Below are 24,741 nucleotides of genomic sequence, written 5' to 3'. Positions count from 1 at the left end.
CGCAAACTACGGGAGGACAAGTTCCACATTCCGGTTTTCACTTCCCTGCACAAAATTCACCCGCACAGGACCTTTCCAGCTCAGGGAATTGGGCAGACGGTAAACAAGGGTGGACCCGGCCAGAGCGGTGCGGGTTTCCAGTTTGAACTTCTGGTTGTTGTACACCACCTCGGGGTTCCTGAACACCTCACGGCGGGTTCCACTGTTGCTGACCTTCACAAAAAGGCCTTCTGCATCTTGCAGCAGTTGCACGTTCATGTCGCTTTTGGCTGCGGGGTCCGTGAAATACAGGGGCAGGGACATCCTGAGGGCGGTGGTGAGCTGGGCGGTCACCCCATCCTTCTGAATTTCCCGGGTGGGTGCATTGGCCTCTGGAATTTCAGTGATGAACACCCGGTAACTGATTTCGGTGCCCTCGGGTTTCTTGCGCAGACCGAAGCGGATCACCTGTCCCTGTTTGCCCTGCACGGTGAACCGGGCCGGGGTGACCACCACATCTCGGGTGGGCTGGTACACGTCCTGACCGTTCACTTGCGTCCACTTCACCACTTCCACGGTGAACGTAGAGGCCTCCGTCCCGAGGTTCTCCATGCGGGTTTCGGTGCCCAGACGCATGGCAGAGTTGATTTCCATCACAAGAGGGGTGACGGTCACATTGACGGCCTGTGCAGATGGGGGCAGTGTGCAGGTCAGAAAGGTCAGGCACGACATCCAGAATTTACGGTTGATGGGCATGGCTTGGAATTGCCTTTCCTGTTGAAGCAGAGAACAAAAGGGAAGCCAGCACAGGCTGGCCTCCCCGGAGTGCCAGAAGGTTTATTCGTAGCTGATGGTGTAAATCAGGGTGCCGGTGTAGGTTCCAGCGGGAACGCTCCACTTGCCTGTGTCAATGGAAGGGGTCAGGGTCAGTTGGTAAACATCTCCCGAGTTGTCACCGGCGTCTGCAGTGAACTGCAGGTCATCGGTGTAGTTCAGGGTCAGCACGGTCAGACCTTCACTGCCCACTTTCAGGTCCACAGAGCCAGAGGTTTTGGCTCCACCACTGAAAACGGTGCCAGCGGTGCATTTGACGCTGTAAACGGTGATGGCAGAATCGTCTGCCAGACCACGGGAAGCGTCGTAAGAGAGGCTCACAACTTTATCGAATTTGGCCTCAATGATGTCGGTGTCGCTGCCACCCGAGTTGATCACACAGACGTTTTCTACGGCAGCATTGAACTTGACGTCTACAGAGCCAGCAAAAGCGGAGCCACCAAACAACAGGGCAGCGAACAGAGCCAATTTTTTCATGTGTTCTCCTTAAATGTGTTCTGTGCCAGAAGGGGGTTTCTGCACAGATGGACATCAGGCCATGGACAGTTTGAGGGGGTCTGACCTGATGCATGCATTCTGGCAAAGGGGGCGTTATCAGGGCGTTATCGCTCACAAGAAAGCTGATGAAAAGTCAGTTTTGTCACGTAAAAATGGTGTCCCAGAGCACCAAACCCTTGTAAAAGCTCTTGCTGGATGGTGTTCTGCTGCTGTTGGTGGTGTATCACTTCATGCAGAGATCAGGGGGGTTCACCCCTAAAGTTGCCATTGGAGGTCTCACTCAATGCGTCCATTTTTGAAAAGTTTGTTTCCACTGATCACCAGCCTGTTGACGGTTTCATTCGCCCAGCAAGAACCCCCCAAGCCGCGTCCCATTGCCCCCGGAGAACCGCCCGCCACCGTCACGGCCACCCGCAACGAACCCACCCCTCTGGAGTTCACCACCGACCAGTTGAAGCGCATTCAGCTTCCCGCAGGTTTTCAGGTGAAAGTGATGGCCACCGGACTTGGCAATGCCCGCATGATGCTGGTGATGCCCGACGGCAGCATCTACCTCAGCCGGAGATCCTCCAACGATGTGATGCTGCTCAAAGACCAGAACGGGGACGGCCTGATTGAAGCTTCAGAGCGCAGACAGGTGGCCCAGAACCTGAAACTTGCCCACGGTCTTGCTGAAAAAGACGGCAAACTCTACATCTTTGCCGACACCACCATCTGGGTGTCCCGCATCCAGCCTGACGGATCGCTCAGCACACCAGCGGTGTTTGCAGACGGGTTCCCGAGCTCTGGACAGCACTCTGCCCGCACCATCCACTGGGGACCGGACGGTTTCCTGTACGCCGGAGTGGGCAGCCCCAACAACGACACCCCTGTTCCAGAGACCGAAGCCGCCACGGTGATTCGCATTGCACCAGATGGCAAATCCAGAGAGGTCTTCTCCAAAGGGTTGCGCCACACCATCGGCTTCAAATGGCATCCCACCACGGGCGTGCTGTACGGCTTCGATCAGGGGTCTGACTGGCACGGTGACAACATCCCCCCGGAAGAACTGAACGCTCTGGAGCGCAACAAGAATTACGGCTGGCCCTTCTGTTACGGTGACAAAATCCCCGATCCTTACGTGAATGTCGGCAACATGCCCGGCAAAATCACCAAAGAGGAATACTGCCGCATGACCGAAGGCAGCACCCTGAATTACACCGCCCACGCTGCGGCCATTGAAATGGTCTTTTACACCGGAAACCAGTTTCCAGCAGCTTTCAAAAACGATGCTTTTGTGACCTTCCGTGGCTCATGGAACCGCAGCGAACCCAGCGGTTACGAACTGGCCCATGTGGAATTTGACGCACAGGGCAAACCCGTTTCCATCACCCCATTCATGACCGGATTCATTTTCAAAGATGGTGAGGTGTGGAAGCAATTTGCAAGGCTGGCCGGACTGGCCCAGTACACAGACGGTTCCCTGCTGGTCACCGATGACCAGAGCGGCGTGATTTACCAGATTTCACACACTGGAGGTGCCCAGTGAAACGCCTGCTGTTGTCCCTCACCCTGATGTGCTCAGCAGCCCTGGCCCAGAGCACTCCCCTCAGTGCCACTGCAAAACTGATTGCGCCAGATGGAACCCCTGCTGGGACTGCCACGTTTGTGCAAAACGGCATGGGTGTGCAGGTGACCGTGAATGTCTCTGGGCTTGCTGCTGGAAACCACGGCATGCACGTCCATGAATCTGGCCGTTGCGAGCCCGGTGTGGACCCGGCCACCAACACCATCGTTCCTTTTGGCGCAGCAGGAGGTCACTTTGACCCCGGCATGTCCGGCAACCACGACCACCCCGAGACCGACAACAAAACCGGGCACGGTGGAGACCTCCCCATGATCACGGTGGGCAGCGACGGAACCGGAACCGCCCAGTTCATGACCAGCAAAATCAGCCTGATGGGTGAAAACGGCATCCTGAGGCGCAGTCTGGTGATCCACGCTGCCCCGGACGATTACGCCTCTGACCCCTCGGGCAAGTCGGGTCCCAGAGAGCGTTGCGGAACCATCGAACGGGACAACCTGACGGTGCAGGATTACACCCTGCCCGGTCCTCAGGACTTCCCTGAAGGTGTGGCTTACGATGCCAAGCGCAACCTGCTGTTCACAGGCAGTGCTGCCAACGGCACCATTTACCAGATTGATGCCTCTTCAGGACAGGTCAGCAAGTTCAGCGATGGGGGAGGAGAAGGCCGCACCAGCGCTCTGGGCATGAAAGTGGACGTTGAAGGACGCCTGTGGGTGGCTGGAGGGGCCAGTGGCACCATCGCCCTGCTGAATTCTGATGGCTCGCCCTTCAAGACCCTTCACACCCCCAAAACCCCTTTGCCCTTCATCAATGATCTGGTGTTCTTGCCCGATGGGTCGGCTCTGGTGACCGACTCCTCACGCCCGATCCTGTTTCAGGTCACCCCGGAGTTGCAGGTGAAACGCTGGCTCGATCTGAAAGACACCCCCATCGTGTACCAGCCCGGCACCAACCTGAACGGCATTGTGGTGACGCCAGATGGCAAAGGCATCCTGACGGTGCAAACCAACACCGGGCAACTCTGGCACATCGATCTGGCGAGCAAAGCCGTTACGGAGGTCATGACCGGCCTCATGAATGGGGATGGTCTGGTCCTGAATGGGCAGAACCTGTATGTGGTGCGCAACAAAGACCAGATGGTCAGCAAAGTCACCCTCGGGGCCGACTTCAAAACCGCCACCCTGACCCTGAACGAACCCCTGCATGGTCTGCGTTTCCCGGCTACAGCAACCCTGATGGGTGGAGATCTGGTGGTCACACAGGCACAACTGGACAAACTGCAAAAAGGGGCACCAGAGACCCCCTTCAAGCTCAGCCGTGTGAAGCTGTTCTGAGCGCAAGTCAACAGTTCACAGTAAAAAGCTTTCTCAGGCAGGGTCTAAGCATTTGACGAAAAACAGGATATTGTCTCTCTGGAAATGGTTTTTGAACGGAGGGGATTCAGATGGATCCTCTCCGTTGATGCATGGGTGTTGTCAAAAATTTAGAGTTGATCCAACCTCAATGAACCTGTACATATTTCCCTGTTCTGAAGATTCGCTCTGGAAAAATCCAGAGCGGTTTCAGTTTTCTGATGGGGTCCCGAAAAGTTTTTGCCGTTCCAGCCACCTTGCCCCATAAGCCCCTGCGCTGTCCAGACCTCCCAGAGGTCCCAGAGGGCTGACCATCACTCGGGTGGGCAGGTGCAGTTCGGAAAGGGCGCGCAGGGTTTCTTGCAAGAGGGGTTCGGCAGCGTGTGGGATGTCTTGCAGCACCAGAATGGCCGGGTCCAGCATGGCGACCACGGCGGTCAGGTGGTTGGCGAGGTCCTGCATGTACAGTTTCAAAGCTTGTTTTGCCCTTCGGTCTCCCTGTGCAGCTTGCACCGACACCTCTTCGATGGACCCTGAAGGGTTGACCTCTTGCAGGTGTCCGATCAGGCGTTCTGCCAGAGGTTGGTGTCTGACCCGTTTGGAAGGGTCTGCTGCAAAAGAGATTTCTCCGGCTCCGCCTGTGGCCCCGTGGTACATCTGACCGCCCAGCATCAGGCCCAGACCCAGCCCGTAACTGTAGTTCAGGAAGGCCAGAGGGTCTTCTTTTTGCATTTCCAGATGGTGCCAGGTGTGCCACGCAGCAAGGTTGGCGTCGTTTTCCAAGAGAACAGGGCATCCCAGCCGTGCAGAAAGTTGGGATTCCAGAGGAAAGTCATGAAATCCCAGCACAGGATGGGTGACGGTGCGTGTTCTGGGGTTGATGGACCCCACCATGCTGATGGCCACCACATCTGCCGGACCATGGAGGGAAAGCCACTGATGGATGAGGTTCAGGTTGTGCTCGGGTTGGTTGCTCAGAAGCTGGTAGGGGTTGCCGAACTGCTGGACCTCTTCGGGTTCTGCCAGCAGGTTGTAGCGCCCGCAGGCCACGGTGGGGCTTCCAAGGTCCAGAGCAGTGATTCTGAAACCTTCGGTGTTCAATCGGACCCGTGCTGCTGGACGGCCCCGGCCAGAAGGGGGAGGGGTGTCTTCCAGCAGGGCCAACCTTTGAGAGGCCAGTTCATCTACGGCAGCGATCACCGAAACCACACTCAGTCCGGTGCGGGAGGCCAATTCGGGGCGGGTGCCAGGTCCAGCTTTGAGGGCCTCGTAAACGCGTTCTCGGGCAGATCGGGATTCAGGTGCTTGGGTCATGGGGGCCTCGGTTGCAAGAAGTCTAGGGCATGGGCGGGGTCAGCGTAAAGTCGAGATTCGGGCGGTGCAAACACAGAGAACCATCAGCTGTCAGCGGTCAGTGATCAGCACCAAGGAAAGTCTTCTCCAATCCCTTGCACTTGCAAAACCTGATCAGGGTATGCGTTTCTGCCTTTCTGCTTTCCAATTCAAAAGCCTCTGGGTGGTCTTTTCGCTGAAAGCTGATGGCTGACCGCTTTTTCAGGTGACCTGCCAAAATTCAGGCTGTGTGCCTGCCTTGCGGATGTGCTTGACAATCCTTCCTGATTTTACTAGCATTGATTTAATAAATCCAGCTTTAATAAATCCCTTCTCCCCACTCCCCGAGAGGATCCCATGACCCAGACCCAACCCCGCACAGCCCAAGAACTGCTGGACCTCCTCACCCTTGAAGAACAGGTGTCTTTGCTTGCCGGAGCAGACTTCTGGCGCACAGTCCCCATTCCTCGCCTGAACATCCCCCAACTGAAGGTCAGCGACGGACCTGCCGGAGTGCGGGGCGGAGGGGCTCTGGTGGGAGGCAAACACACGGCAGCTTTTCCTGTGGGGATTGCGCTCGGGTCCACCTGGAATGTGGATTTGCTGCACGAAGTTGGTGAGCATCTTGCCAGAGAAGCCAGAGAGAAAGGGGCTGCAGTGCTCCTCGCGCCCACCGTCAACCTGTTCAGAAGCACCCTGAACGGACGCAATTTTGAAAGTTACAGCGAAGATCCTTTCCTGACCGGGAAACTTGGAAGCGCATACATTCTGGGTTTGCAAAAAAACGGGGTGGCTGCCACCGTCAAACACTTCGTCGGCAACGAATCCGAATACCAGAGAAACACCATCTCCAGCGACATCCCTGAGCGTGCCCTGCGCGAACTGTACCTCGTGCCCTTCGAGATGGCGGTCAAAGAAGGCAAGACCCTTGCCATCATGAGTGCCTACAACAAACTGAACGGCACCTTCTCCAGCGAAAACAAACGCCTGCTGACCGACATCCTGCGCACCGAATGGGGTTTTGACGGACTGGTGATGTCAGACTGGTTTGGTGCCCACACCGCAGGAAAAAGCGTGCTTGCTGGCCTCGATCTGGAAATGCCCGGTCCGGCCCGTGCCCGTGCAAATCTGCTGGAAGAGGCCCAGAACGACCCAGAGATCCGTCAAGCGGTGCGCGAAGCAGCCCTGAACGTCCTGAAACTGCTGGAACGCACCGGAGTGCTGGAGAACCCTCTGGATGTGCTTGACGCAAACGAACAGGAAAACGAATACCCGGACACCCGGGCATTGATCCGCCGTGCAGGTGCAGAAAGCATCGTGCTCCTGAAAAACGAGCAAAGCATCTTGCCCCTCGCCAGAGCTGCAAAAGTTGCTGTGATCGGTCCCAACGGAGCCACCGCACAGGTGATGGGGGGTGGCAGTGCCCAGATGAGCGCCCACCGCAAAGTGTCCCCCCTGCAAGGTTTGCAGGAAGCCCTCGGGGAAAGTCAGGTGCTGTATCACATCGGCTGCGACAACGACCGTTTCCTGCCGGTGTACACCGGAGACCTGCACATCCAGTACCGGGCTCTGGACACCCAAGAAACCCTCGCCACCGAGGTTCGCTCTGGCGGAGAAATCATGTGGTTCGGGCTGCCAGAGGGGGTTCCTTGGGGCTTTGAGGCCACCGTTTCCACCACCTTGAAGGTTGCAGAAGACGGCGTGTACGACCTGAGCCTGACCAGTGCTGGCCTCACCAAACTGCTTTTGAACGGTGAACAGCGCATCGACAACTGGGACAGCTTCAAAATCGGAGATTCCTACTTCGGCTCGGGCAGCAACGAAGTGCGCACACAGGTGCACCTGACCGCCGGAGCGCACCCCATCCAGATCGAATACCGTCCCCTTTTCTCTGAATCGGGCATCCAGATGTGCGCCATGCGTTTCGGGTTCCGCAAACCCCTTCCAGAGAGCAGCATTCAGGAAGCTGCAAACGTGGCTGCGCAAGCAGACTTTGCTGTGGTGTGCGTGGGCAGCAACGGCGAATGGGAAACCGAAGGGGTGGACCGCTGGGGCCTTGTTTTGCCGGGCCGTCAGGACGAACTGGTTCAGGCGGTGGCAAAAGCCAATCCCAACACCATCGTGCTGCTGCAAACGGGAGGTCCCATCCTGATGCCCTGGCTTTCAGAAGTCAAAGCGGTGCTGCAAGCGTGGTTCCCTGGTCAAGAAGCCGGACATGCCATTGCAGACGTGCTGCTCGGTGATGCAGACCCCTCGGGCCGACTGCCCCAGACTTTCCCCCAGAGCCTTTCGGATGACCCCACCCACCCGGAGACACCGGACCTTCAGTACCCTGGCGAGAACGGACACGTGGAATATCAGGAAGGTCTGTACATCGGATACCGCCATGTGGACCAGCACCAATTGACCCCACTGTTCCCCTTCGGGTACGGACTGAGCTACACCCAATTTGAAATCACCTCTGCACAGGCGGCAGACACCCTGAACCCCGATGAAGAATTGCAAGTGCAGGTCACCGTGCAAAACACCGGAGACCGACCCGGACAGACGGTGGTGCAACTGTACGTGCAGGACCTGCAAAGCACCCTTGAACGCCCCCTCAAAGAACTCAAAGCCTTCCAGAAAGTCGCTCTGGAACCCGGACAATCCAGCACCCTCACCCTGATCCTCAACATGCGTTCCTTTGCGTACTACTCCGACACCCAGAGCGCATGGGTCGCCGAAAGGGGAGACTTCCTGTTGCACCTCGGGCAAAGCAGCCAGGACCTGCCTGTTTCCCTGAAGGTGAACCTCACGGCAGACTGGACCCTCAGCACCCAACCCTAGTTTTCCTCTCCTTCCATTCCTCGAAGTGCCTGAAAAGGCCAAAAACCTCCGGGTGAGCTCCGGAGGTCTTTGCTTTTTGGGATCAGGCCGAATCAGCCCTGAGCAACGTCAGATTGAAAAGTGACTTGACTGCGTCTGGAAGAATACACGCACATGCTGCCAATGAAATGCCCGAACAGCAAACCCTGTTTGCGCATCTCCTCAAGGGTGGCTCGGACCTCTGGGAGGGGCAGGACCAACTGCTGGGCGGTGCTGAACACCGTTTCCTGCTTGCCATGCTGGAACAACTGCAACACCGGATGGAACCACTCTGCATGGACCAGTTCGGATGGGTGCTCAAAATGCCGTCTCAAATAACGGGTGATGCCTCTGGCTGCCGGTTGGGCCTGAATCAAGCCCACACCCATCAGGTCTTCCAGCACCAGATGGGCCGCAGCAGAACTGCACTCCAGAGCGTCCCGCACGTCTTGCCCGGAAATGCTCTGGCTTCTTTCAAAAAGTTGAAGAATGGTGTTGCGGTGTTCGGGGGTGGTGCTCCACGGAACCATCAATGTCATGAAACCTCCTGCTCAAAGGGTGTTGCATGGACCTGCACACAGGTGCTGCGGAATGCAGTCACGGAGGGTCAGAGGTGCTCTCTTCCAGCGTAGCACGCTCTCATGAGGGGCACACCCAGACTCTGGCTTCACAGGTCTGTGAGACTTGCCACATGTGATTTTTCGCTCTGGAAGGGCAAATTTACAAGCATAAAGTAATGCAGATCACGTTTCAGATCTCTGGATGTGGGATACTTAGGGCCTTCCAAGGACGCAAGTGATGAAATGGCGCACATGGTTTTGCAGTGCGCGTTTTTTGTTTTTGGAGGGAAGGAAAAGAACATGGCTTCAGGCAAAGTAAAGTGGTTCAACGCAGAAAAAGGATTCGGATTTATTTCTCACGAAGGTCACCCCGACGTGTTTGCCCATTACAGTGCGATTAAAAGCAACGGCTTCAAAAAACTGAACGAAGGCGATGAAGTCGAATTCGAAGTTGAAGAAGGCCAACGCGGCAAAGGTCCCCAGGCCAAAAACATTGTGGTCACCAAAGCAGCACCCGAAGGCTCATACGACAGCCGTCCCCAGCGTCAATCCCGCTGGTAAGGCTCCACTTGACTGAAAAGCAGTCCGCTCTGGCGGGCTGCTTTTTTTGTGGGTTGCTTTTTGTTCAGGGTGTTTGTTGTGAGGCCCACTCACGCGTTTCCTCATAAAGGTCCTGTGCAGCTTCTGCCAGCAAAGCAGAGGGCAAAACATCGTGTTGGTGCAGGACTTTCAGCAGGGTTAGTCTGCAATGGGAACAGGGTTGATGGGGAAAAGCCAGAGTCAGCATTTCCAGCATCTCTGTTGTAGGGTGCTTTTGGGTGATGTCGGTCAGGTCATGAATGACATTCCACAGGTCGTCGGGATCACCTGTAACGATGGTGGCGTCAAGGGCATGTTGAAGCACCTGCTCATCGCCAGTTTGAAAGTTGAATTTGAACAGGGACAGAGCCTGAACCACATGCTGGCCGTGTGTCAGAAACTCCAGAGCCAGTCTGCGAACCTCTGGATGTGCGAAATGCTCCAGGCAGGACAGGGCACGAACAGCTATTTTTTCATCGGTGTGTTGTGCCAGTTCAATCAGGGGTTCAGGGCCTTTGGGGAATGGTCTGGATTGGAAAACACACAACAAGGGGGCGAGCAACTCTGGATCGGTGGTTTGTTCCAGGTCGTTGGCCAATTGCAGCAGGACATCTTCAGAAACCTGACGTCCCCGAAAAGGCAATCCCATGCAGTGTTCTGGACGGCTGTCAATGATGGCTCTTATGGCACCATAGGTGAAATCGGGCTTTTTGCGAGGAGGCCCCTTCTGCTTTTCGGGCCATGCCTGAATCAAGCGTCGAATGTCAGGGTCAGTGGTGGCCCAGTGTTGCATGCTGTCTCTGGGATCCATTGCCAGAACGTGTTTTGCTGTGTCGAGCAAAGAAAAAGGAAAAGGCTGTTCTGGATGTTCATCCAGCATTTTCCCGTTGCATTGCAACATGAAACGAAGTCCGTTCAATCGACACACCTGCAAGATCTCATCTTCCAGCCATGGCTGCAATTCCAAACTTTCCTGGACCGACCGCGAGTACCAGTCCAACAGTTGTGTTGTGATTTCAGGATGCTCAGGAGCAAGGAGGCCCAGCAATTGTACCACCTGACCCGCATCCCATGTTCCAGTGGTTTCCTCTTCAATGCATTTTTCCAAATGCTGGATGAGCACAGAGGGCAACTCAGGGGTAAGACCTGCCAGACCTGCGGCTTCCAGCAGGTAAACACTTCCGATGCCTTCAATTTGGGGATCATGCCTGCAACAATGCACAAGGTGCTGGAGCACAACTTTGCGGTGCTCGGGATGGGGCTGCATTTTCAATTCTTGCAATGCCCGACCCAGTCCTCTTTTCAGGGCCAGTTCAAAAGAAATGGGGTTCAATAGCTGCCTCTGGCATTCATGCCCTGAGTGTGCACCAAAGCCACTGAAGTTGCTTCTGTGAAATGGCCTACAGCGTTTATCAGTGAAACACAGGATTCATTTGAATCCGTGTGTTTCAAGAAACCCTTTCCAGATCGACCACCTTTTATTCTTCTGTCAAATGCTCTAGAAATACAGAGGCATCACTGCGGTGCTGTACGCCTTGCCCTCCTCTGTATGAAATTCAGAGAACACCTGATCCAGAGCTGCTTTCAACTCTGGCAAACGGGCCGGGTCCAGACGAAAATCTTTCATGTAAACCATCACCTGATCCATGACCTGCTGCCCCTCTGGGGTCATGATCGGGTCCAGATAGGCGGGGCCGGGTCCATGCCGTGCGAACACCACTTTTTGCACGTTTCCGGTCTGGTCACCCATCGGCTTGAAGACGTGCTTCATCCACTGCTCGGAGGAGGTTTCCAGAAAGTCTGCCAGATCGGTGCTGCGGGTCAGGTGAAAGGGGATGCTCCAGCTTTGTGCAGTGACCCTGTAAATCTTGATGGGCCTGCCTGCCCGTTTCTGAAGGTCATCAATGCACACAAAGCCGTGTCGGACCAGAACCTTCAGGCGGTAATGCACCCGGTGCATGGGCAGGCGGGTTTGCTCCACCAGGGTTTGTGCACTGCAAGGTCCAGAGAGCAAAACGTCCAGCATTTTCTGGTTCAGGGGATCCATCAGCACATGGGCTTGCGCTTCGGTCTCGATCTGGACGCTAATAGAATCTGGAGCTTTCATTGCAAGTAGCTTAACATGCACCCTGAATCCAGAGGTGAATGTGCAAGTTTCTCTGGAACGCCGACAACTCTGGAACCGTGATTTTCTGCTGTTCTGGCTTGGCAGCATGCAATCTGAACTGGCCACTGCGGTGGCCGGTGTGGCTTTTTCGTTTCTGGTGCTGGAAAAAACCGGGCAGGTCAGCAGCATGGGCATCACCCTTGCCCTGAGCCTGATCCCGAGTGTTTTTGCTCCCCTGATGGGCGCATGGATTGACCGCCTGCCGCTCAAACCTCCTCTGGTGCTGGGCAATGTGCTGCGTGCCCTCCTGATGGCATACGTCGCATACATGGCGTTCACAGACCAGTTTTCCCTGTACACGGTGTACGCGATTTCTCTGGTGAACGGTCTGGTGGACATGTTTTACACCCCGGCCTCCCAGAGCGTCTTCCCCACGCTGGTTCCGGCTTCAGAAATCACCCGTGCAACAGGCTTCATGGGCATGGCCAGTCAGGGGATGGCCCTGATCGGGCTGGTGGGAGGTGGCTTTCTGGTTGGGCTGTTCGGCTCCGGGGTGGCGATTCTCTGGAACAGCATCGCCCTGCTCTTGATGGGGTTGCTGTTGCTGTGGGTCCGCATGCCTGCAAGGGTGCCCAAGGCCACACAGGGCCACATTCTGCAAGACATCCGTGAAGCCTTGCAACTGGTGTCCAGAACCCCCACCCTGCGGTTCTTGATGGTGCTGGTGTTCGTGGCTGGAGGGGTGTTTGCCCCTCTGGAATTGATGGTGCCCAAAATCATGCTGGAGGCGGGCCTCGGGGCCAGAGGATACGGCATTTTCTTTGGTGTATTGATGGGGTCCATGCTGCTGGGCAGTGCTCTGGTGGCCGCAGGCATCTTGAAACAGCGTCCACAGGTGTTGATGCAGGTCGGTCTGGTGCTGCTTTCCTGTGGTTTCGGCTTGCTGTGGTTCTCCGGGGTGCTCTGGGTGGTGTACTTCGCAGCGGTCTGGATGGGTCTGGGGGTTGCTCTGGCAAGCACCGCAGCCACCGTGCTGGAAGTGGAAGTCATCCCGGAAGAATTTCGGGGCAGGGTGTTCAGCCTGTATGCCGCCCTCAATGCCCTCAGCATGCCCATGATGCTGTTGCTGATCAGCAGCATCATTGACCATGTGCCTGTGCAGACTCTGGCGGTGGGTTGTGCGTTTGGAATGGCCCTCTTGTTGGTTGTGCAGCACAGGATGCTCCGCTGAGGTTGCTGTTTCAGGTTCACAGTTTACAGTTGGCAGTTCACGGAAAAAACGTGTTCCAGCCACCTTCGGTCATTTTAAGTTGACTCAACCTCATTTGTGAAAGTGCATGCTACTGCGTTTAAGAGTGAAATGGGAGGATCTAGATGAATCCTCCCATTCAAAAAACCTCCACCAGAGAGATGGACTCTTGTTCCTTTGTCAAATGCTTTATAAAACGCATCCCCCACCTGATGCAGAGGTGGAGGATTTTCAGGAGAGAGGTGCAAGCAAAGGATGGGGGCAGGGATTTATTTCAGGGTGACTTTGCTGGAGGGGGTGCCTTCGGAGGTGTCGTCCCAGCCGACCACTGTGCCGTCGCTGTACTTCTGGTACACTTTCCAGCTCAGGGTTCCGGTGCTGGCCGGGTTGGTGGCCTGAAACAGGAAACGGATGAATTCACCGGGCTCCAGTTGCCCTTTCCAGGTCACCGACAGGATGCGGTCATTGGCATCTTTTTCCACGGTGCGGGTCCAACCGGGCACCGGCATGAAACGGCTGACTTTGACCCCCTCGGGGACCACCATGCGGATCTCGGTGGTGGCCATGTCTTTTTCGACAGGGACCTGCAGGCGGTAGGTTTCGCTTTTGCCTGCGAGGCTTTCGGAGAGGCCCATTTCGGTTTTGACGGTGGCATGGGCAAAAACCACAGAACTGAGCATCAAGGCAGCCACAGTGAAGATTTTTTTGAACATGAAAGTCCTTTCTGAGTACCGGGACAGATTACCCGTTTGGGCTTCGGGGTTTTGTCCTCAGATTTTTTCTGAGGTGTTTTCAGGCCTGCACCCTTTGCAATTGTTTTTGAACATTCGAATGTGACGTGCTGCAAAACAAACCCGCTGGGAAGCACCAAAACCTTCTGAAGCAATGTGAAGTTTGCTGATCAAAAATCAGATCTGTGACATCCCGATCAGGTAAGCTGAAGTCAGGCAATGTCGCATGTTTGCTGGATTGGAGCCTCTTTTGGACACTTCCCCTGACCTTTTCCTTTTTTCTGCGGGTGTCTTCGATGCGACTGGAGCACTGGACCCTTCCATGCGGTCTGCTCTGGAACGTCTGGTTCGTCTGTCATCCCATGCCCTGAAGCAACCCATCTGCGTGATGATCGAATCCACGCTGGAAGGATCTGCACAAAATCCTGCCCATCCCATGCTCGGTCAACCGTCCAGAGCATCTGGAAGCTTTTCCGGTTGGGCCTGTTTCCCCAGAGAAAACCAGACCAACCTCTGGCACCATGTTTTGCATTGCCCGTCCATAGAGATCCAGTGTCACCTGATGCTTGAATGCGAAACCCCAGATATTGCTTTGCTGCAAGATTTCAGAGACAGCGTGCAGGATGTGTTCTTGTGCCACCATGCAAGTCTGAAGCTGGGCCTTCTGGAACAGCAGGTGCAGCACCAGCAAGACCAGTTGCAGCAAATCCTGCAAGGCACCAAAACGGTGGTCTGGACGGTTGACATGGCCACCGGCCAATTGCAGGTCCAAGACGGTTCTTCTTCAGCCAGACGGACTTATCCCCAATCTTTGCAAGAATTCCAGAGCCATGTGCATCCCGAAGACCTGCCCGGTCTGGTGCTGGCGTGGCAGAAAGCTTTGCAGGGTCAGGACAGCGATGTGCCTTTCCGCCTGAACTGGCCGGACCAGCAAGGCCGCTGGTTCATCAGTCGCCTGAGGGTGCAAAAAAACGCAGAAGGGACCCCCGTGCAGCTTCTCGGGGTCACTCAGGACATCACCGAACAGCATCAGGCAGCCAGCAAACTTCAAGACAGTGAATCCCGTTTGCGGGCGGTGATCGAGCACAGTCAGGATGCGATTTTCATCAAGGACCTCGCCGGGCACTACCTGCTGGTCAATCGGGCAGCCTGCGAAATGATGGAACGTTCCCCAGAGCAGATCCTCTGCCGCACCGACCATGCCCTGCTGCCAGAGGAGGAGGCGTTGCGGGTCCAGAAGGTGGACCAGACCGTTCTGGAAACCTGTGTGCCCATCACCTATGAGTATCCTCTGGTGTATGGTGACCTGCAGCGCACTGTGCAAACCACCAAATACCCGTATTTGCAAAACGGTGAAGTCAAAGGGGTGGTGGGGGTCACCCGTGACATCACCGACCTCAAGCATCTGGAAATGCAACTCAGGCTGCACAACCAGAGTTTGCAGGACGCCGTGCAGGTGCGGACCCGTGAAGTGGAGGTGCTCAGCGAAGCCCTGCAACGGCAGGCCATCCACGACAGCCTGACCAGCCTTGCCAACCGCCATTTGCTGGAAGAACGTCTGGAGCAGGCGATGCGTCGCATGACCCGTGATGTGGACCAGACCCATGCGGTGTTGTGCGTGGATTGCGACCAGTTCAAACGCATCAACGATGCATACGGGCATTCGGTGGGAGACCACTTCCTGAAAGTGTTTGCAGCGAGGCTCTCCACAGCGGTGCGGCCTTATGACACGGTGGCCCGTTTTGGCGGCGATGAGTTCGCCATCCTGCTGGAAGATTTGCAGGACCAGCAGCAGGCCCTGCAACTTGCCCTGAGCATCCAGCACCTGCTGCATGAACCGTACGACCTGAACGGCCTGTACCTGCATGCCACCTCCAGCATCGGACTGGTGATGGGAAACGCCATTTACACCCATCCAGAGGAAATCCTGCGCGATGCAGACACCGCCATGTCGCATGCCAAAGAAGCGGGCATCGGACAGCTCAGGCTGTTTGAATCGGGCATGCGTGAGAAAGTGCTGCGCCGAAGCTGGCTGGAACAGGAATTGCGCCTTGCCCTGCAAAAAGGATGCATCCACCCGCATTTTCAACCCATCGTGCACAGCAGGACCGGGCAGATCTCGGGGTTTGAAGCCCTTGCCCGCTGGAACCACCCCGAGCATGGGTTCATTCCGCCCACAGAGTTCATCCCAGTGGCCGAACATGCCGGACTGATCACCGAACTGGACCGCCAGATCCTGCAAAAGGCCTGTGAGCAAATCAGCCAGTGGGCACACCTGCACCCTCAAATGGCCCAACTGCACCTGAGCGTCAATGTCAGCAGTGCCCAGTTTTCCCGCCCAGATTTCTCCGAGGTGCTGGAACGCACCCTGAACCAGAGCCTCCACCCAGCGGTTCAGTTGCATCTGGAACTCACCGAAAGGTTGCTGCTGGAACGCTCCCCTGAGGTCAACCGACACCTTGGGAAACTGAAGGACCTCGGGGTGAAATTCCACATTGACGACTTCGGAACTGGATACTCTTCCCTGAGTTACCTTCCGCAATTTGCTGCGTCTGCCCTGAAAATCGACCGTTCCTTTGTGCGCGACCTGATGCACGACCCCCACCAGAGGGAAGTGGTGAAAACCATCATTCACCTTGCCCACAACCTCGGGCTGGAAGTGGTGGCAGAGGGCGTGGAGACCCCCGAACAGCAAGCATGGCTGATCGAAGCTGGATGCGATTACCTGCAAGGGTATTTGTTCTCCCCTCCAGTGGCATCACAACAGGCCCGGGCTTTGCTGAATCCTTTTTGATCGGGTTGCAAAGGTTTGTAAGGGTCGCGTGCGAAAGGGCAGGGTATCCTCAGGGCAGAGGTACCCAATGGTCGACCTGCCCGATGTGGATGTTTTCTCCCACCTGCCCGTTCTGGAACAACTTGCCCTGCTCGAAACGCATTTGCCGGGCATGGTTGAACGTGACCTTCCAGAAGCAGGGACGTGGCTTGATGTGGGCCTTGACCTCAGCTTTCAACTGGGCGAAGTGGCTTTGCACGCGGATTTCCTGCGCCTGAAAGGCATGCTGGCAGCCTACAAATGTTTCCATCTGGAAGCCTACCAGCATTTGATGGAAGCCCTCCAGTATGCCCGGGAAAGCGATGCTGCTCTGGTGCAGGCAGAAGTGTACCGCTGGCTCGGGACGGTGTGCACCGGGATGGGTCATTTTCATGAAGCCTTGCAGTGGTTTGAACAGGGTTTGCAGCACACAGCAGAACAGGGGCTTTCAAAACACCACCTGCGCATTCAGGTGGGCATGTGCTGGTTGTACCGTCACAGCAATGTCCCCGAGCAAACTGTGGAATACGGAGAGCAGGTGGAGGCCCACGCCCTCAAAAACCATCTGGAACTTGAACTGGCCTTTCTGCATGCCAATGTGCTGGAAGCCCACCTGGACCTGTACACCCAGACCCACAACATTGAGCATCTGGAGGCTGCCCAGAGGTCTCTGGTGGCTTACCAGCAGCTTTTGAAGGAGCGTTCCTCTGCAAGGTTGCTGCATTTTGAGCTGTATTTGCAAGTCAAACTGGAACTGGCCCACCTTCGTTTTGAGGCAGCAGAGTCCCATGTCCAGAGGATGCTGTTTTTGTTGCAAGACCATCCTTCTGACACCTTGATTGGAGATGCCCACTTGGACCTGTCGGTGGTCCGCATGCACCAGCAACGCTGGAGCGAAGCCTTGACCCACCTGCACCTTGCCAGAGGGGTTTTTGAACAGGCCAACGCACGTTACGGGGTGATGCTGACCCTCAAACAGGAAGCCGACCTGTACGAGGCGCAGCAAAATTACCCTCTGGCGTATCGGGCACTCAAGCAATACCATCAGGCATTCGAGGCACAGGAGCGCCAGAAGGCCAGAGAAAAATCCCAGATGCTCAGCATCCAGTTGCAGGTCAAGGAAATCCACCAGCAGTTGCACGATCTGCAGCAAACCTCTCAGGAACTGCAGGAACAGAACGCTTTGCTTCACCAGCAAACCCACACGCTGGCGCAGGAGGCCCAGCAGGACACGCTCACAGGGCTCTTGAACCGCCGGGGTTTTGAAGCCCAGTGTGACAGGATCCGCACCGATGTGCTGGAAGCAGGCAAAGGGGTGGCTCTGGTGGTGCTGGACATCGACCACTTCAAAATGGTCAATGACACCTTCACCCATGCGGTGGGCGATGAAGTGCTGAAAACCGTGGCGAACCTTTTGAAAAAACATTCCCGCAACCACGATGTGGTGGCCCGCTGGGGTGGGGAAGAATTCGTGTTGTTGCTGCCCCATCTGGACCACCAGAGGGGCCATCAGGTGTGTGAGCGTTTTCGCAGGGCCATTGCGCAGCACGACTGGCGCCCATTGCTCAAAGACCGTACAGTGACGGTCAGCCTCGGGTTTGCGGTGGGTCAAGGGGATTGCAGCCTCACAGACATGCTCCATCAGGCCGATCAACAGCTTTATCAGGCCAAACATGCCGGACGCAATCGGGTCATGCCTGAAGGGTAAGTGCAAGGGTTGACCTTCTGGCATTGATCTTGAGAAAGCGGTCAGTCAACAGCACACAAAAGAAGCTCTGGCACACCCAGAGCTTCTTTCCAGCCATTGATGCGTTTGCCTGATTCAGCGAAAAAGGGCGTTCAGGAGGCCCGTGTTCCACTGACCACTGACCGGATCCAGCACCCCGAAGCCCGAGGCCAGTTCCCAGTAGCCCCAGCCCATGTTCATTTTTTCTGCTTCGGTGCGGACAAAGCGGGTCCAGCGTTCTCTGGAGGCCATGTCGGCCATGTTGAAGGCACCGAACTCGCCCATGAACACCGGGCGGTTGTTGGCTTTGCCGTAATTGGCCCCGAGTTGCATGTAGAATCGCACCTCGTCTTCTGCGGTCCCCAGCAACGATTTGCTGCCAGAGGGTCCGGTCAACTCCATGCCTTCAACCTGCAAATTCAGGGCTCCAGTAGTGAAATTCTGCAATCGGATGTCCCGAACTGTAACGGGTTTACCGCAACTGGACAGGGGGACCAGCGTGGGTTCACCTGCTCGGGTGGTCACAGAAATGGGTGCAGGTTGAGGGGTCGCTTGATGGTCCTCAATGCAAAGCACCCCAAGGGTTACGCTCTTGTCGGTCACAAATTTGAGGGTGTCATAACCGCTGGTGGGAATGCCTGTGTCGCTGTGCATGTAGAAACCGGCGTTGGCTTTCTGGTACTGGACGCTCAGTCCTGTGGCCGTAGAGCCAACGGTGGTGTCCCAAGACCAGTTTTGCCATGTGGGTGCCAGCGTCTTGCCGGGTGCAGGCCACACCACACCTGTTGGCGGAACTGGACTGATCCACGTTGCCCCCTGATGGGTGAAGTTGAAAGGAACGTAATTGTGGAACGTCACGATCAGGTTCTGGTCGCTGGCAGGCAGTTTCAGCTCTGGAAAACGCTCGGCATTGTTCCAGCCATTGGGTCCCACGATCACAGCTCGGGTGGGGTTGGTTTTGCGCACCACCGTCAGGGCCGCTTGCAAGTAATCATTCCAGAGGGGTTCCAGTTTGGTGTTGGGCTCGTTCATCAGCTCGAAGAACACGGATTCAGGTTCGTTTTTGTAACGGGTGGCAATCTGGTCCCACATGGCTGTGAACCGTTCCAGATGGTTGGCCGGATCGCTGAACAGTTCTTCGTAGTGGTGCATGTCAATGATGATCGCCAGCCCACGCTTTTTGGCCTCTGAGATGGCGTAATCCACTCTGGCAAAAAATGCAGGGTCGATGGTGTAAGGGGCAGTGCTCTGGGCATGCGTAGAAAAGCGCACAGGCAAACGGATCGCAGTGAATCCGGCCTCTTTTGCTTTGTCAAAGAAGCGCTCTTCAAGGACCAGACCCCAATCCCCTTCTTTGGGGGCTTCCAGAATGTTCCCGAAGTTGATGGTCTTGGACAGCTTCTTGTTCAGGTCAAAGATGTTGCTGGGGGGTGGCACGGTGCCAGAGGTTTTCACAGTCAGAATGTTGCTGGCCAGAGAGGTGTTTCCTGCAGCGTCCTGCGCCTTGACCGTGAAGGCATAAGAGGTGTTTGCGGCAAGTCCAGAGATCAGGGCCGAGGTGGTCGCCACTGTGGCCATCAGGGTGTTTCCGTTGAACACTTGATATCCAGTCACCCCCACATTGTCGGTGCTTTTGGTCCATGAAAGTGTGACGCTGTTGCTGGAAATGCCACTGGCGGTCAGACCAGAGGGCACACTGGGAGGGGTGGTGTCTGCGGTGTCCGTGACGGGTTTACCATTGATGGTCAGGCCGATCACCTGTGCCCCACTGAAGGCCCCCACAGCGGTAAAGCCCACTTCGAAGCTGCCTCCAGCTTTCACAGGGCTGTACTTCAGCCAGTCCGGGCTCTGGGCGAGGTACCCACTGGCGGTTTTTTGCAGGGTGCCGTTCCATGCACTGCCCAACTGAGGCTCGGTGTTGAATTTCAGCAACACAGCAAAGCTGGTGATGGGTTCTCCAGAGGTGTTCACCACTTTGATGCTGCCCTGATGCCCTCCTTGCCACTGGTTCGTGACAGCAACTGTGGCACTGTAGGCAAGGGCGTTTTTCTGCACAACTTGCAGGCTTTCGGAAGTCAGGGTGTGTCCTGACTGGCATCCGGTCAATCCAGTGAGCAGGCCCAGAGAAATGAGTACAAGGGGTTTGGAAAGGGATTTGGGAAGATGCATGGGTTTCTCCTTGATGTCGTGATTGAATCGTTTCGAAATGACCTGAAAACCTCCAGAGCGACAGGCACTCTGGAGGCAGGAAAAGCAATCAGTTCTTGAAGAAGCGGGCGTACTCGGCAAGGGCAAGGGCAATGTCGGCCTGTGCCCAGAAGCGGTGGTAGTTGAAGGTGGGGGCAGGACCGCCGTTCAGGTGGCTTTCCACTTTGGCCCAATCGGGGTCTTGCTTGTACTTGCTGCGGATGGAGATGAAGGTGGAGTTTGCATCGATCACATCACCATTGGCCATCTTGCCGGTCCATCCTGCAGGCACGTAAATGCCGTCGCGGTTGGGAGAGTTGGGGTTGTACTTGTCATCGAAGCGGGCGTAATCACTGCGCACCTCGGGCACCGACATGCCTTTGGTGTCGCTGTACTTGCTGTACATGCGGTCCAGCAGGGCTTTGGCCATGTTCTTGGAGGCTGCATCTGCGGTTCCGGTGTGCTTGAGGGTGGCTGCAGCGTAGTAGGTGAGGGTCTTGGCGTAAGCGGCGGCCACACCCACATCGTTGGTGTAATCCAGCACCGTGACATGCAAGTTGGTGTTGGAGCCGGGATTGCTGGGGTTCCAGGTGTCAGGCTGCCCGGTCCATTGCAGGGTGCTGGGGATCTGGTAAGAACCATCGGCGGTCAGGCTGGTTTTGCCCAGCGCCCACTTGACCCACTTGTCCATCAAGGCTTTGGCGTTCGCATCGTTGGTCAGGTAGTAGTGCTCGGCCACGCGTTCCATGGTCCACGCCTGGAAGCCGAACCACTGGTTGGAGGGTGGATCGTGGTACACGGGTTGCCAGTCGTAGGTCAGGCCGTAGAAGGTGGGCAGTCCGGCATCCGGCACAGCGTAACGGCCTTTCCAGCTGTTGGTGGCACCCCCAGCAATGGCCCCTTCGCTGGATTGCAGCCAGCGGTAGAATTCCAGTTGACGCTTCTCAGAGGTCTTCCAATCTGCAACGGCGGTGGGAGACTTGGGTTTGAATTCATTCACGCTCGACAGCACGTAAGCGGCCATGGGGTTCTGGTAACCCGAGTGGGCATGGCTGGACCCGATGCGCCACGACCAGCTTCCGTCCATGGCACCTCCCCATGCGTAGTACCAGCTCAGCAGGTAGAAAGCGCTGTCTTTGCCTGTCGCTGCTGCACAGGTTTCCGATTTGCAGCCGATGGTCTTGAAGTACTTGTCGTACATGGCGTAGCGCAGGTAATCGCCCATCATGGCGGCTTTGCTCACCTGGGTGGACACCGCACTGCTCTGGTTGCGGGCTTTGGCGAACTGGTGGGCCCAGTAAGCGGCCTGCACGGCGCGGGCATCTGCGTCTGGTGCATTGGTGTAACGCCACTGCTTGGAATAGCTGGCATCCTTGGTGAAGAGGTCCAAAAAGCCGTTTTTGCCCCCAAACTTCATCACGTCACAGCTCGGGTGGGGAACGGTCTCCCAAACGGATTCCTGAGGTCCACGCTGGAAGGTGTTGATGTAAGCGGGTTTGGTGACCCCATCGCCACACTGGCCGTAACCGTACCAGTTGTCCACATCCAAGAGCCAGTGCATTCCGTAAATCTGGTTTTTGCCATAAGTGGATTTCAATTCGTTGGCCAGAGGATCCTGACCCACGGACACGCTGTTGAATTTCAGTTCGCTCGGGTACTGGTCGGGGAAGTCCCACTCGGCAGCGTAGGTGGCAGGCTTGCTGGGATCGTAACTGCTGATGGGTTGCAGGGTGTCGGTGGGGATGATGTACTTCTCCATGTTGGCCCACGCGTTCTGGTAAGGGGTCCAGTTTCCGGTGGTTGCGCCGTACATGGCTTCCAGCCAGAGCCAGTAAGAGTAAGCCTCTGAGGTGGTTTCGTGGCCGTGGTCCGGGGCCTCCACAATCAGGGTTTCCACGCTGTGGTAAGGGACACCCTCGGGGCTGAAGTAGCCGTTGGCGGGGTTTTTGATCTTGTTGTACATCTCCAGAAAGCGCTTGGTGTATTCGCTGTCTGCGGCAGGCAGGGGAGTGCCACTTCCGGGGGTGATGGGCACGTTCACCACCACGTTTACCTTGGCAGAGTCGCCCGTGTTCCCTGCAAGGTCCACAGCCCGAGCCATAAAAGCATGGGTGCCGTTCTGCCCACTGTCCTGCACATCGAAAGTGTAATTGTAAGGGGCAGTGGCATCTTCGCCCACTTTGGTGGATCCATCGTAGAATTCGACTTTTGCCACACCCACATTGTCGGCAGCGGTTGCGGTCAACAGCACACTGTTGGGTGCAGTGGTCACGCTGGTTTTGTTGGCGCTCAGGGAAGCGGTGGGCTTGATGGTGTCACTGCTCAGGGGCTGACCGTTGATTTTGGCAGCCAGCACGGTGATGCCAGAGAAGGTTCCATTGCCGTTGAAGCCGAGGTCCCACTTGCCTCCCACCGAAATGGGGCTGTACTGGAGCCAGTCGGGGCTTTTGGCAGTGTAGATTCCGCTGGCGTCGGGTCCGGTGACGGTGCCGTTCCATGCGCTTCCAGCCATGGTGGTGGTGCCATTGAATTTGAAAGTGAATTCAAAGGAAGTGATGGGGGTGCTTGCAGCAACATTGGAGACGCGGAGGTAACCCGAGTATCCGCCTTGCCATGCGTTGGAGGTGCCTCCATCAATGGAGTAACCGCTGGCGGAAAAGGCTTGTTTGGTGGCCTTTGTGGTGTTGCTCTGGGGGGTGGGCGTTTGGGTGCCGCATGAAACGGCTCCAGTGACGAGCAGCAAGGAAATGAGGGCGGTGCGACTTCCTGAGATCTTCATTCGTTCCTCCTGAGACTTCAGACCACAACCCCACCACAGGCAGCTTTCGCCGTTGGGCATGGGCTGGACCTGCGCTCTGGTCGGAATGCCACTGCTACACCAGTGCATCCCTGAAGGGTTTGGACTTCTTCCAGAGGTTAAAAGAAAGAACTAAAATAAACTGAAACAAATATGTAACCTGTTTTGAAAAGATTGTGCTGCACAATTGATTTTCGTCTAGAAGTGATGGGCAAACGCTTTCAATTCAGATCGAAACAGGGGTTTTTTGATGCAAGGAGGAGGTTCAAGAGACCAGAGGCTCTGACAACCTGAACCCGTTTGAAGTGCACTGGAGAAGTGTTTTGCTGCAGTTCTCTGATGAAATTCCAATGTCCCCAGTTTTTTCTGAAGACCCAGCTTCTTGAATGGCGACAGTCTCGACCCTTCAATCTTTCAAACAGAAAATGGGTTTGGCTTCGTTTTCATCGGGATTCTCCCATTTTGTTGTTTCTGACAGCGCATTCACAGCCATGAAAGCCCATGAAATGTCTGTCATCAGACAGGCAAAAAGTCTGTCTGCACCCTCTTCTGGATGTCATCTGCCAACCCGAGGTGCCATGTGGTCAACAAAACCTGCAAACGCTCTTGCACCCCTTTCTGCAACCACAGCTCAGGGTCCTGAGGCACCTGTTCAAGCACTTTCAGGGCTTTCTCGCGCTGGGTGGGGCAGCAAGCACAGATCTCCAGCAGCAGTTCCAGAGTCCCTGAACGAAAAGGCACCAAAGGGAATGCATCAAGGGCAAAATCCACATCAGGCAAAGGGATGTGCTCTGGTAAAAAGACCAGATTTCCATCCTTGAAAGCACAAAAACGCTCTGCTGGTATGACCTGACGCCACACCGCAGGGATTTTGTTTGAAAGGTGGGCAACCGCTTTCAAGCGGCGAACCGCCACCACGTAAACGGCAGTTTCCTTGCGGTTCTCTGGTCGCCAGCCCAATTTGCGCAAGGTTCTGGCTGCACGTTCACGGACCACGGGTGATCTGGATTTCAGCAAAGGAATCAAAAGTGGCTGCAATTCCAGAGCAGGTTTCTCTTGCACACTCAGGGTCAGGACTCGGGCAACCTCATGCCAAGGGCTGGAAGGCAAAGCGTCCCACCACTTGCGCAATTTTAGCATTTTGGACAGGACGTTCTGAAAACGCTCTGGTGGATGCTGGATGGACCACTTGCGAAACCAGTGCAGCACCTGAACGGCCAGTTTGGGATCATCAATGGTGTGGAGGAAGCGAACCAGCTGTTTCCAATGGCGGTTGGTGGGCAGCCAATGGCTCTGGATCCATTCACGGACCTGCCATTCTCCATCAAGGCGTTCTTCCCATGTCCATGCCCATGCATCTGAACGGACAGGCATGGGATCAGACAGGGAGGGTCTCACTTTTTTGTACGCAGAGGGTTTGCTGGGGTCCCAGGTGTAAAAATCAGGAAATTCCTGTTTGGCAGAAGGCTGCACAGACCAAGCCTGCTTTTTTTCAAAAGCCCGTTTCAGCCACCTTGTCAAGAGGGTTCCCCAATGCATGGCTTTCATTTTAAGGATTTGGACGGTGCTTTTCCTTGACCATTTGGC

The 24,741-nt window shown here is 55.9% G+C and carries 17 protein-coding genes; 7 read left to right on the top strand and 10 right to left on the bottom strand.

Going from position 1 to position 24,741, the window contains the following annotated elements; all coding sequences use genetic code 11:
* Window positions 1-6 precede the first annotated feature (6 nt).
* Both Q371_RS25110 and Q371_RS02305 read right to left on the bottom strand, forming a co-directional pair.
* Window positions 7-735 carry a fimbrial biogenesis chaperone gene (locus Q371_RS25110; protein ID WP_051963092.1) on the bottom strand — a complete coding sequence of 243 codons (729 nt, stop codon included), beginning with the start codon at window positions 733-735 and terminating at the stop codon, window positions 7-9.
* An 81-nt stretch (window positions 736-816) separates the two neighbouring features.
* Window positions 817-1,290: a hypothetical protein gene (locus Q371_RS02305; protein WP_034335523.1), complete on the bottom strand. Its 474-nt coding sequence runs from the start codon at window positions 1,288-1,290 to the stop codon at window positions 817-819.
* A 304-nt stretch (window positions 1,291-1,594) separates the two neighbouring features.
* On the opposite strand from Q371_RS02305, the gene Q371_RS02300 reads away from it, so the two are divergent.
* A complete protein-coding gene (locus Q371_RS02300) occupies window positions 1,595-2,839 on the top strand; it encodes a PQQ-dependent sugar dehydrogenase (RefSeq protein WP_034335521.1) in 1,245 nt (414 codons plus the stop codon).
* Window positions 2,836-4,212 (top strand): superoxide dismutase family protein, encoded by a 1,377-nt coding sequence (locus Q371_RS02295; protein WP_034335520.1) that lies wholly within the window; start codon window positions 2,836-2,838, stop codon window positions 4,210-4,212. The genes Q371_RS02300 and Q371_RS02295 overlap by 4 nt, the downstream gene beginning before the upstream one ends.
* 228 nt (window positions 4,213-4,440) lie before the next feature.
* Here Q371_RS02295 and Q371_RS02290 read toward each other — a convergent pair whose 3' ends face one another.
* Complete coding sequence (locus tag Q371_RS02290) at window positions 4,441-5,544, bottom strand: ROK family transcriptional regulator (protein WP_034335519.1); 1,104 nt, start codon at window positions 5,542-5,544, stop codon at window positions 4,441-4,443.
* Window positions 5,545-5,919: 375 nt separating this feature from the next.
* On the opposite strand from Q371_RS02290, the gene Q371_RS02285 reads away from it, so the two are divergent.
* Window positions 5,920-8,388 carry a beta-glucosidase gene (locus Q371_RS02285; RefSeq protein ID WP_034335517.1) on the top strand — a complete coding sequence of 823 codons (2,469 nt, stop codon included), beginning with the start codon at window positions 5,920-5,922 and terminating at the stop codon, window positions 8,386-8,388.
* 92 nt (window positions 8,389-8,480) lie between these two features.
* Here Q371_RS02285 and Q371_RS02280 read toward each other — a convergent pair whose 3' ends face one another.
* Window positions 8,481-8,945 carry a hypothetical protein gene (locus Q371_RS02280; protein ID WP_034335515.1) on the bottom strand — a complete coding sequence of 155 codons (465 nt, stop codon included), beginning with the start codon at window positions 8,943-8,945 and terminating at the stop codon, window positions 8,481-8,483.
* Window positions 8,946-9,266: 321 nt separating this feature from the next.
* On the opposite strand from Q371_RS02280, the gene Q371_RS02275 reads away from it, so the two are divergent.
* Entirely contained in the window at window positions 9,267-9,527 is a 261-nt protein-coding gene (locus tag Q371_RS02275; protein ID WP_034335902.1) for a cold-shock protein, read from the top strand.
* Window positions 9,528-9,591: 64 nt separating this feature from the next.
* On the opposite strand, the gene Q371_RS02270 is transcribed toward Q371_RS02275, so the two are convergent.
* Together Q371_RS02270 and Q371_RS02265 are read right to left on the bottom strand one after the other, a co-directional pair.
* Entirely contained in the window at window positions 9,592-10,878 is a 1,287-nt protein-coding gene (locus tag Q371_RS02270) for a hypothetical protein (RefSeq protein WP_034335514.1), read from the bottom strand.
* Between the two features lie 165 nt (window positions 10,879-11,043).
* Complete coding sequence (locus tag Q371_RS02265; protein WP_169743774.1) at window positions 11,044-11,652, bottom strand: ArsR/SmtB family transcription factor; 609 nt, start codon at window positions 11,650-11,652, stop codon at window positions 11,044-11,046.
* A gap of 34 nt (window positions 11,653-11,686) precedes the next feature.
* Here Q371_RS02265 and Q371_RS02260 point away from each other — a divergent pair, with 34 nt between their 5' ends.
* Entirely contained in the window at window positions 11,687-12,883 is a 1,197-nt protein-coding gene (locus Q371_RS02260) for an MFS transporter (protein WP_051963091.1), read from the top strand.
* A 287-nt stretch (window positions 12,884-13,170) separates the two neighbouring features.
* Here Q371_RS02260 and Q371_RS02255 read toward each other — a convergent pair whose 3' ends face one another.
* Window positions 13,171-13,614, bottom strand: a complete 444-nt coding sequence (locus tag Q371_RS02255; protein WP_034335510.1) for a DUF1775 domain-containing protein — start codon at window positions 13,612-13,614, stop codon at window positions 13,171-13,173.
* A gap of 268 nt (window positions 13,615-13,882) precedes the next feature.
* Here Q371_RS02255 and Q371_RS25105 point away from each other — a divergent pair, with 268 nt between their 5' ends.
* A complete protein-coding gene (locus Q371_RS25105; protein ID WP_169743773.1) occupies window positions 13,883-16,426 on the top strand; it encodes a bifunctional diguanylate cyclase/phosphodiesterase in 2,544 nt (847 codons plus the stop codon).
* 67 nt (window positions 16,427-16,493) lie between these two features.
* Window positions 16,494-18,152 (top strand): GGDEF domain-containing protein, encoded by a 1,659-nt coding sequence (locus Q371_RS25100; RefSeq protein WP_051963089.1) that lies wholly within the window; start codon window positions 16,494-16,496, stop codon window positions 18,150-18,152.
* 114 nt (window positions 18,153-18,266) lie between these two features.
* On the opposite strand, the gene Q371_RS25095 is transcribed toward Q371_RS25100, so the two are convergent.
* From Q371_RS25095 to Q371_RS02230, 3 genes are all read right to left on the bottom strand, one after another.
* A complete protein-coding gene (locus Q371_RS25095) occupies window positions 18,267-20,339 on the bottom strand; it encodes a cellulase family glycosylhydrolase (RefSeq protein ID WP_051963088.1) in 2,073 nt (690 codons plus the stop codon).
* Window positions 20,340-20,427: 88 nt separating this feature from the next.
* Window positions 20,428-23,136 carry a glycoside hydrolase family 48 protein gene (locus tag Q371_RS02235; RefSeq protein WP_084571174.1) on the bottom strand — a complete coding sequence of 903 codons (2,709 nt, stop codon included), beginning with the start codon at window positions 23,134-23,136 and terminating at the stop codon, window positions 20,428-20,430.
* A 534-nt stretch (window positions 23,137-23,670) separates the two neighbouring features.
* Window positions 23,671-24,693, bottom strand: coding sequence for a hypothetical protein (locus Q371_RS02230; protein ID WP_157442466.1), 1,023 nt, complete (start codon window positions 24,691-24,693; stop codon window positions 23,671-23,673).
* Window positions 24,694-24,741: the final 48 nt, after the last annotated feature.

Source organism: Deinococcus misasensis DSM 22328, from assembly GCF_000745915.1.
GTDB lineage: Bacteria > Deinococcota > Deinococci > Deinococcales > Deinococcaceae > Deinococcus_C > Deinococcus_C misasensis.
This window is presented reverse-complemented; position numbering and strand designations above follow the sequence as displayed.

What these genes read in the sequence shown, in the direction of transcription:
- Q371_RS02300 (WP_034335521.1), top strand. Translation starts at nt 1,595, where the DNA reads ATGCGTCCATTTTTGAAAAGTTTGTTTCCACTGATCACCAGCCTGTTG.
- Q371_RS25100 (WP_051963089.1), top strand. Translation starts at nt 16,494, where the DNA reads ATGGTCGACCTGCCCGATGTGGATGTTTTCTCCCACCTGCCCGTTCTG.
- Q371_RS02235 (WP_084571174.1), bottom strand. Translation starts at nt 23,136, where the DNA reads ATGAAGATCTCAGGAAGTCGCACCGCCCTCATTTCCTTGCTGCTCGTC.
- Q371_RS02255 (WP_034335510.1), bottom strand. Translation starts at nt 13,614, where the DNA reads ATGTTCAAAAAAATCTTCACTGTGGCTGCCTTGATGCTCAGTTCTGTG.
- Q371_RS25095 (WP_051963088.1), bottom strand. Translation starts at nt 20,339, where the DNA reads ATGCATCTTCCCAAATCCCTTTCCAAACCCCTTGTACTCATTTCTCTG.
- Q371_RS02230 (WP_157442466.1), bottom strand. Translation starts at nt 24,693, where the DNA reads ATGCATTGGGGAACCCTCTTGACAAGGTGGCTGAAACGGGCTTTTGAA.
- Q371_RS02265 (WP_169743774.1), bottom strand. Translation starts at nt 11,652, where the DNA reads ATGAAAGCTCCAGATTCTATTAGCGTCCAGATCGAGACCGAAGCGCAA.
- Q371_RS25110 (WP_051963092.1), bottom strand. Translation starts at nt 735, where the DNA reads ATGCCCATCAACCGTAAATTCTGGATGTCGTGCCTGACCTTTCTGACC.
- Q371_RS02280 (WP_034335515.1), bottom strand. Translation starts at nt 8,945, where the DNA reads ATGACATTGATGGTTCCGTGGAGCACCACCCCCGAACACCGCAACACC.
- Q371_RS02275 (WP_034335902.1), top strand. Translation starts at nt 9,267, where the DNA reads ATGGCTTCAGGCAAAGTAAAGTGGTTCAACGCAGAAAAAGGATTCGGA.
- Q371_RS02290 (WP_034335519.1), bottom strand. Translation starts at nt 5,544, where the DNA reads ATGACCCAAGCACCTGAATCCCGATCTGCCCGAGAACGCGTTTACGAG.
- Q371_RS02305 (WP_034335523.1), bottom strand. Translation starts at nt 1,290, where the DNA reads ATGAAAAAATTGGCTCTGTTCGCTGCCCTGTTGTTTGGTGGCTCCGCT.
- Q371_RS02285 (WP_034335517.1), top strand. Translation starts at nt 5,920, where the DNA reads ATGACCCAGACCCAACCCCGCACAGCCCAAGAACTGCTGGACCTCCTC.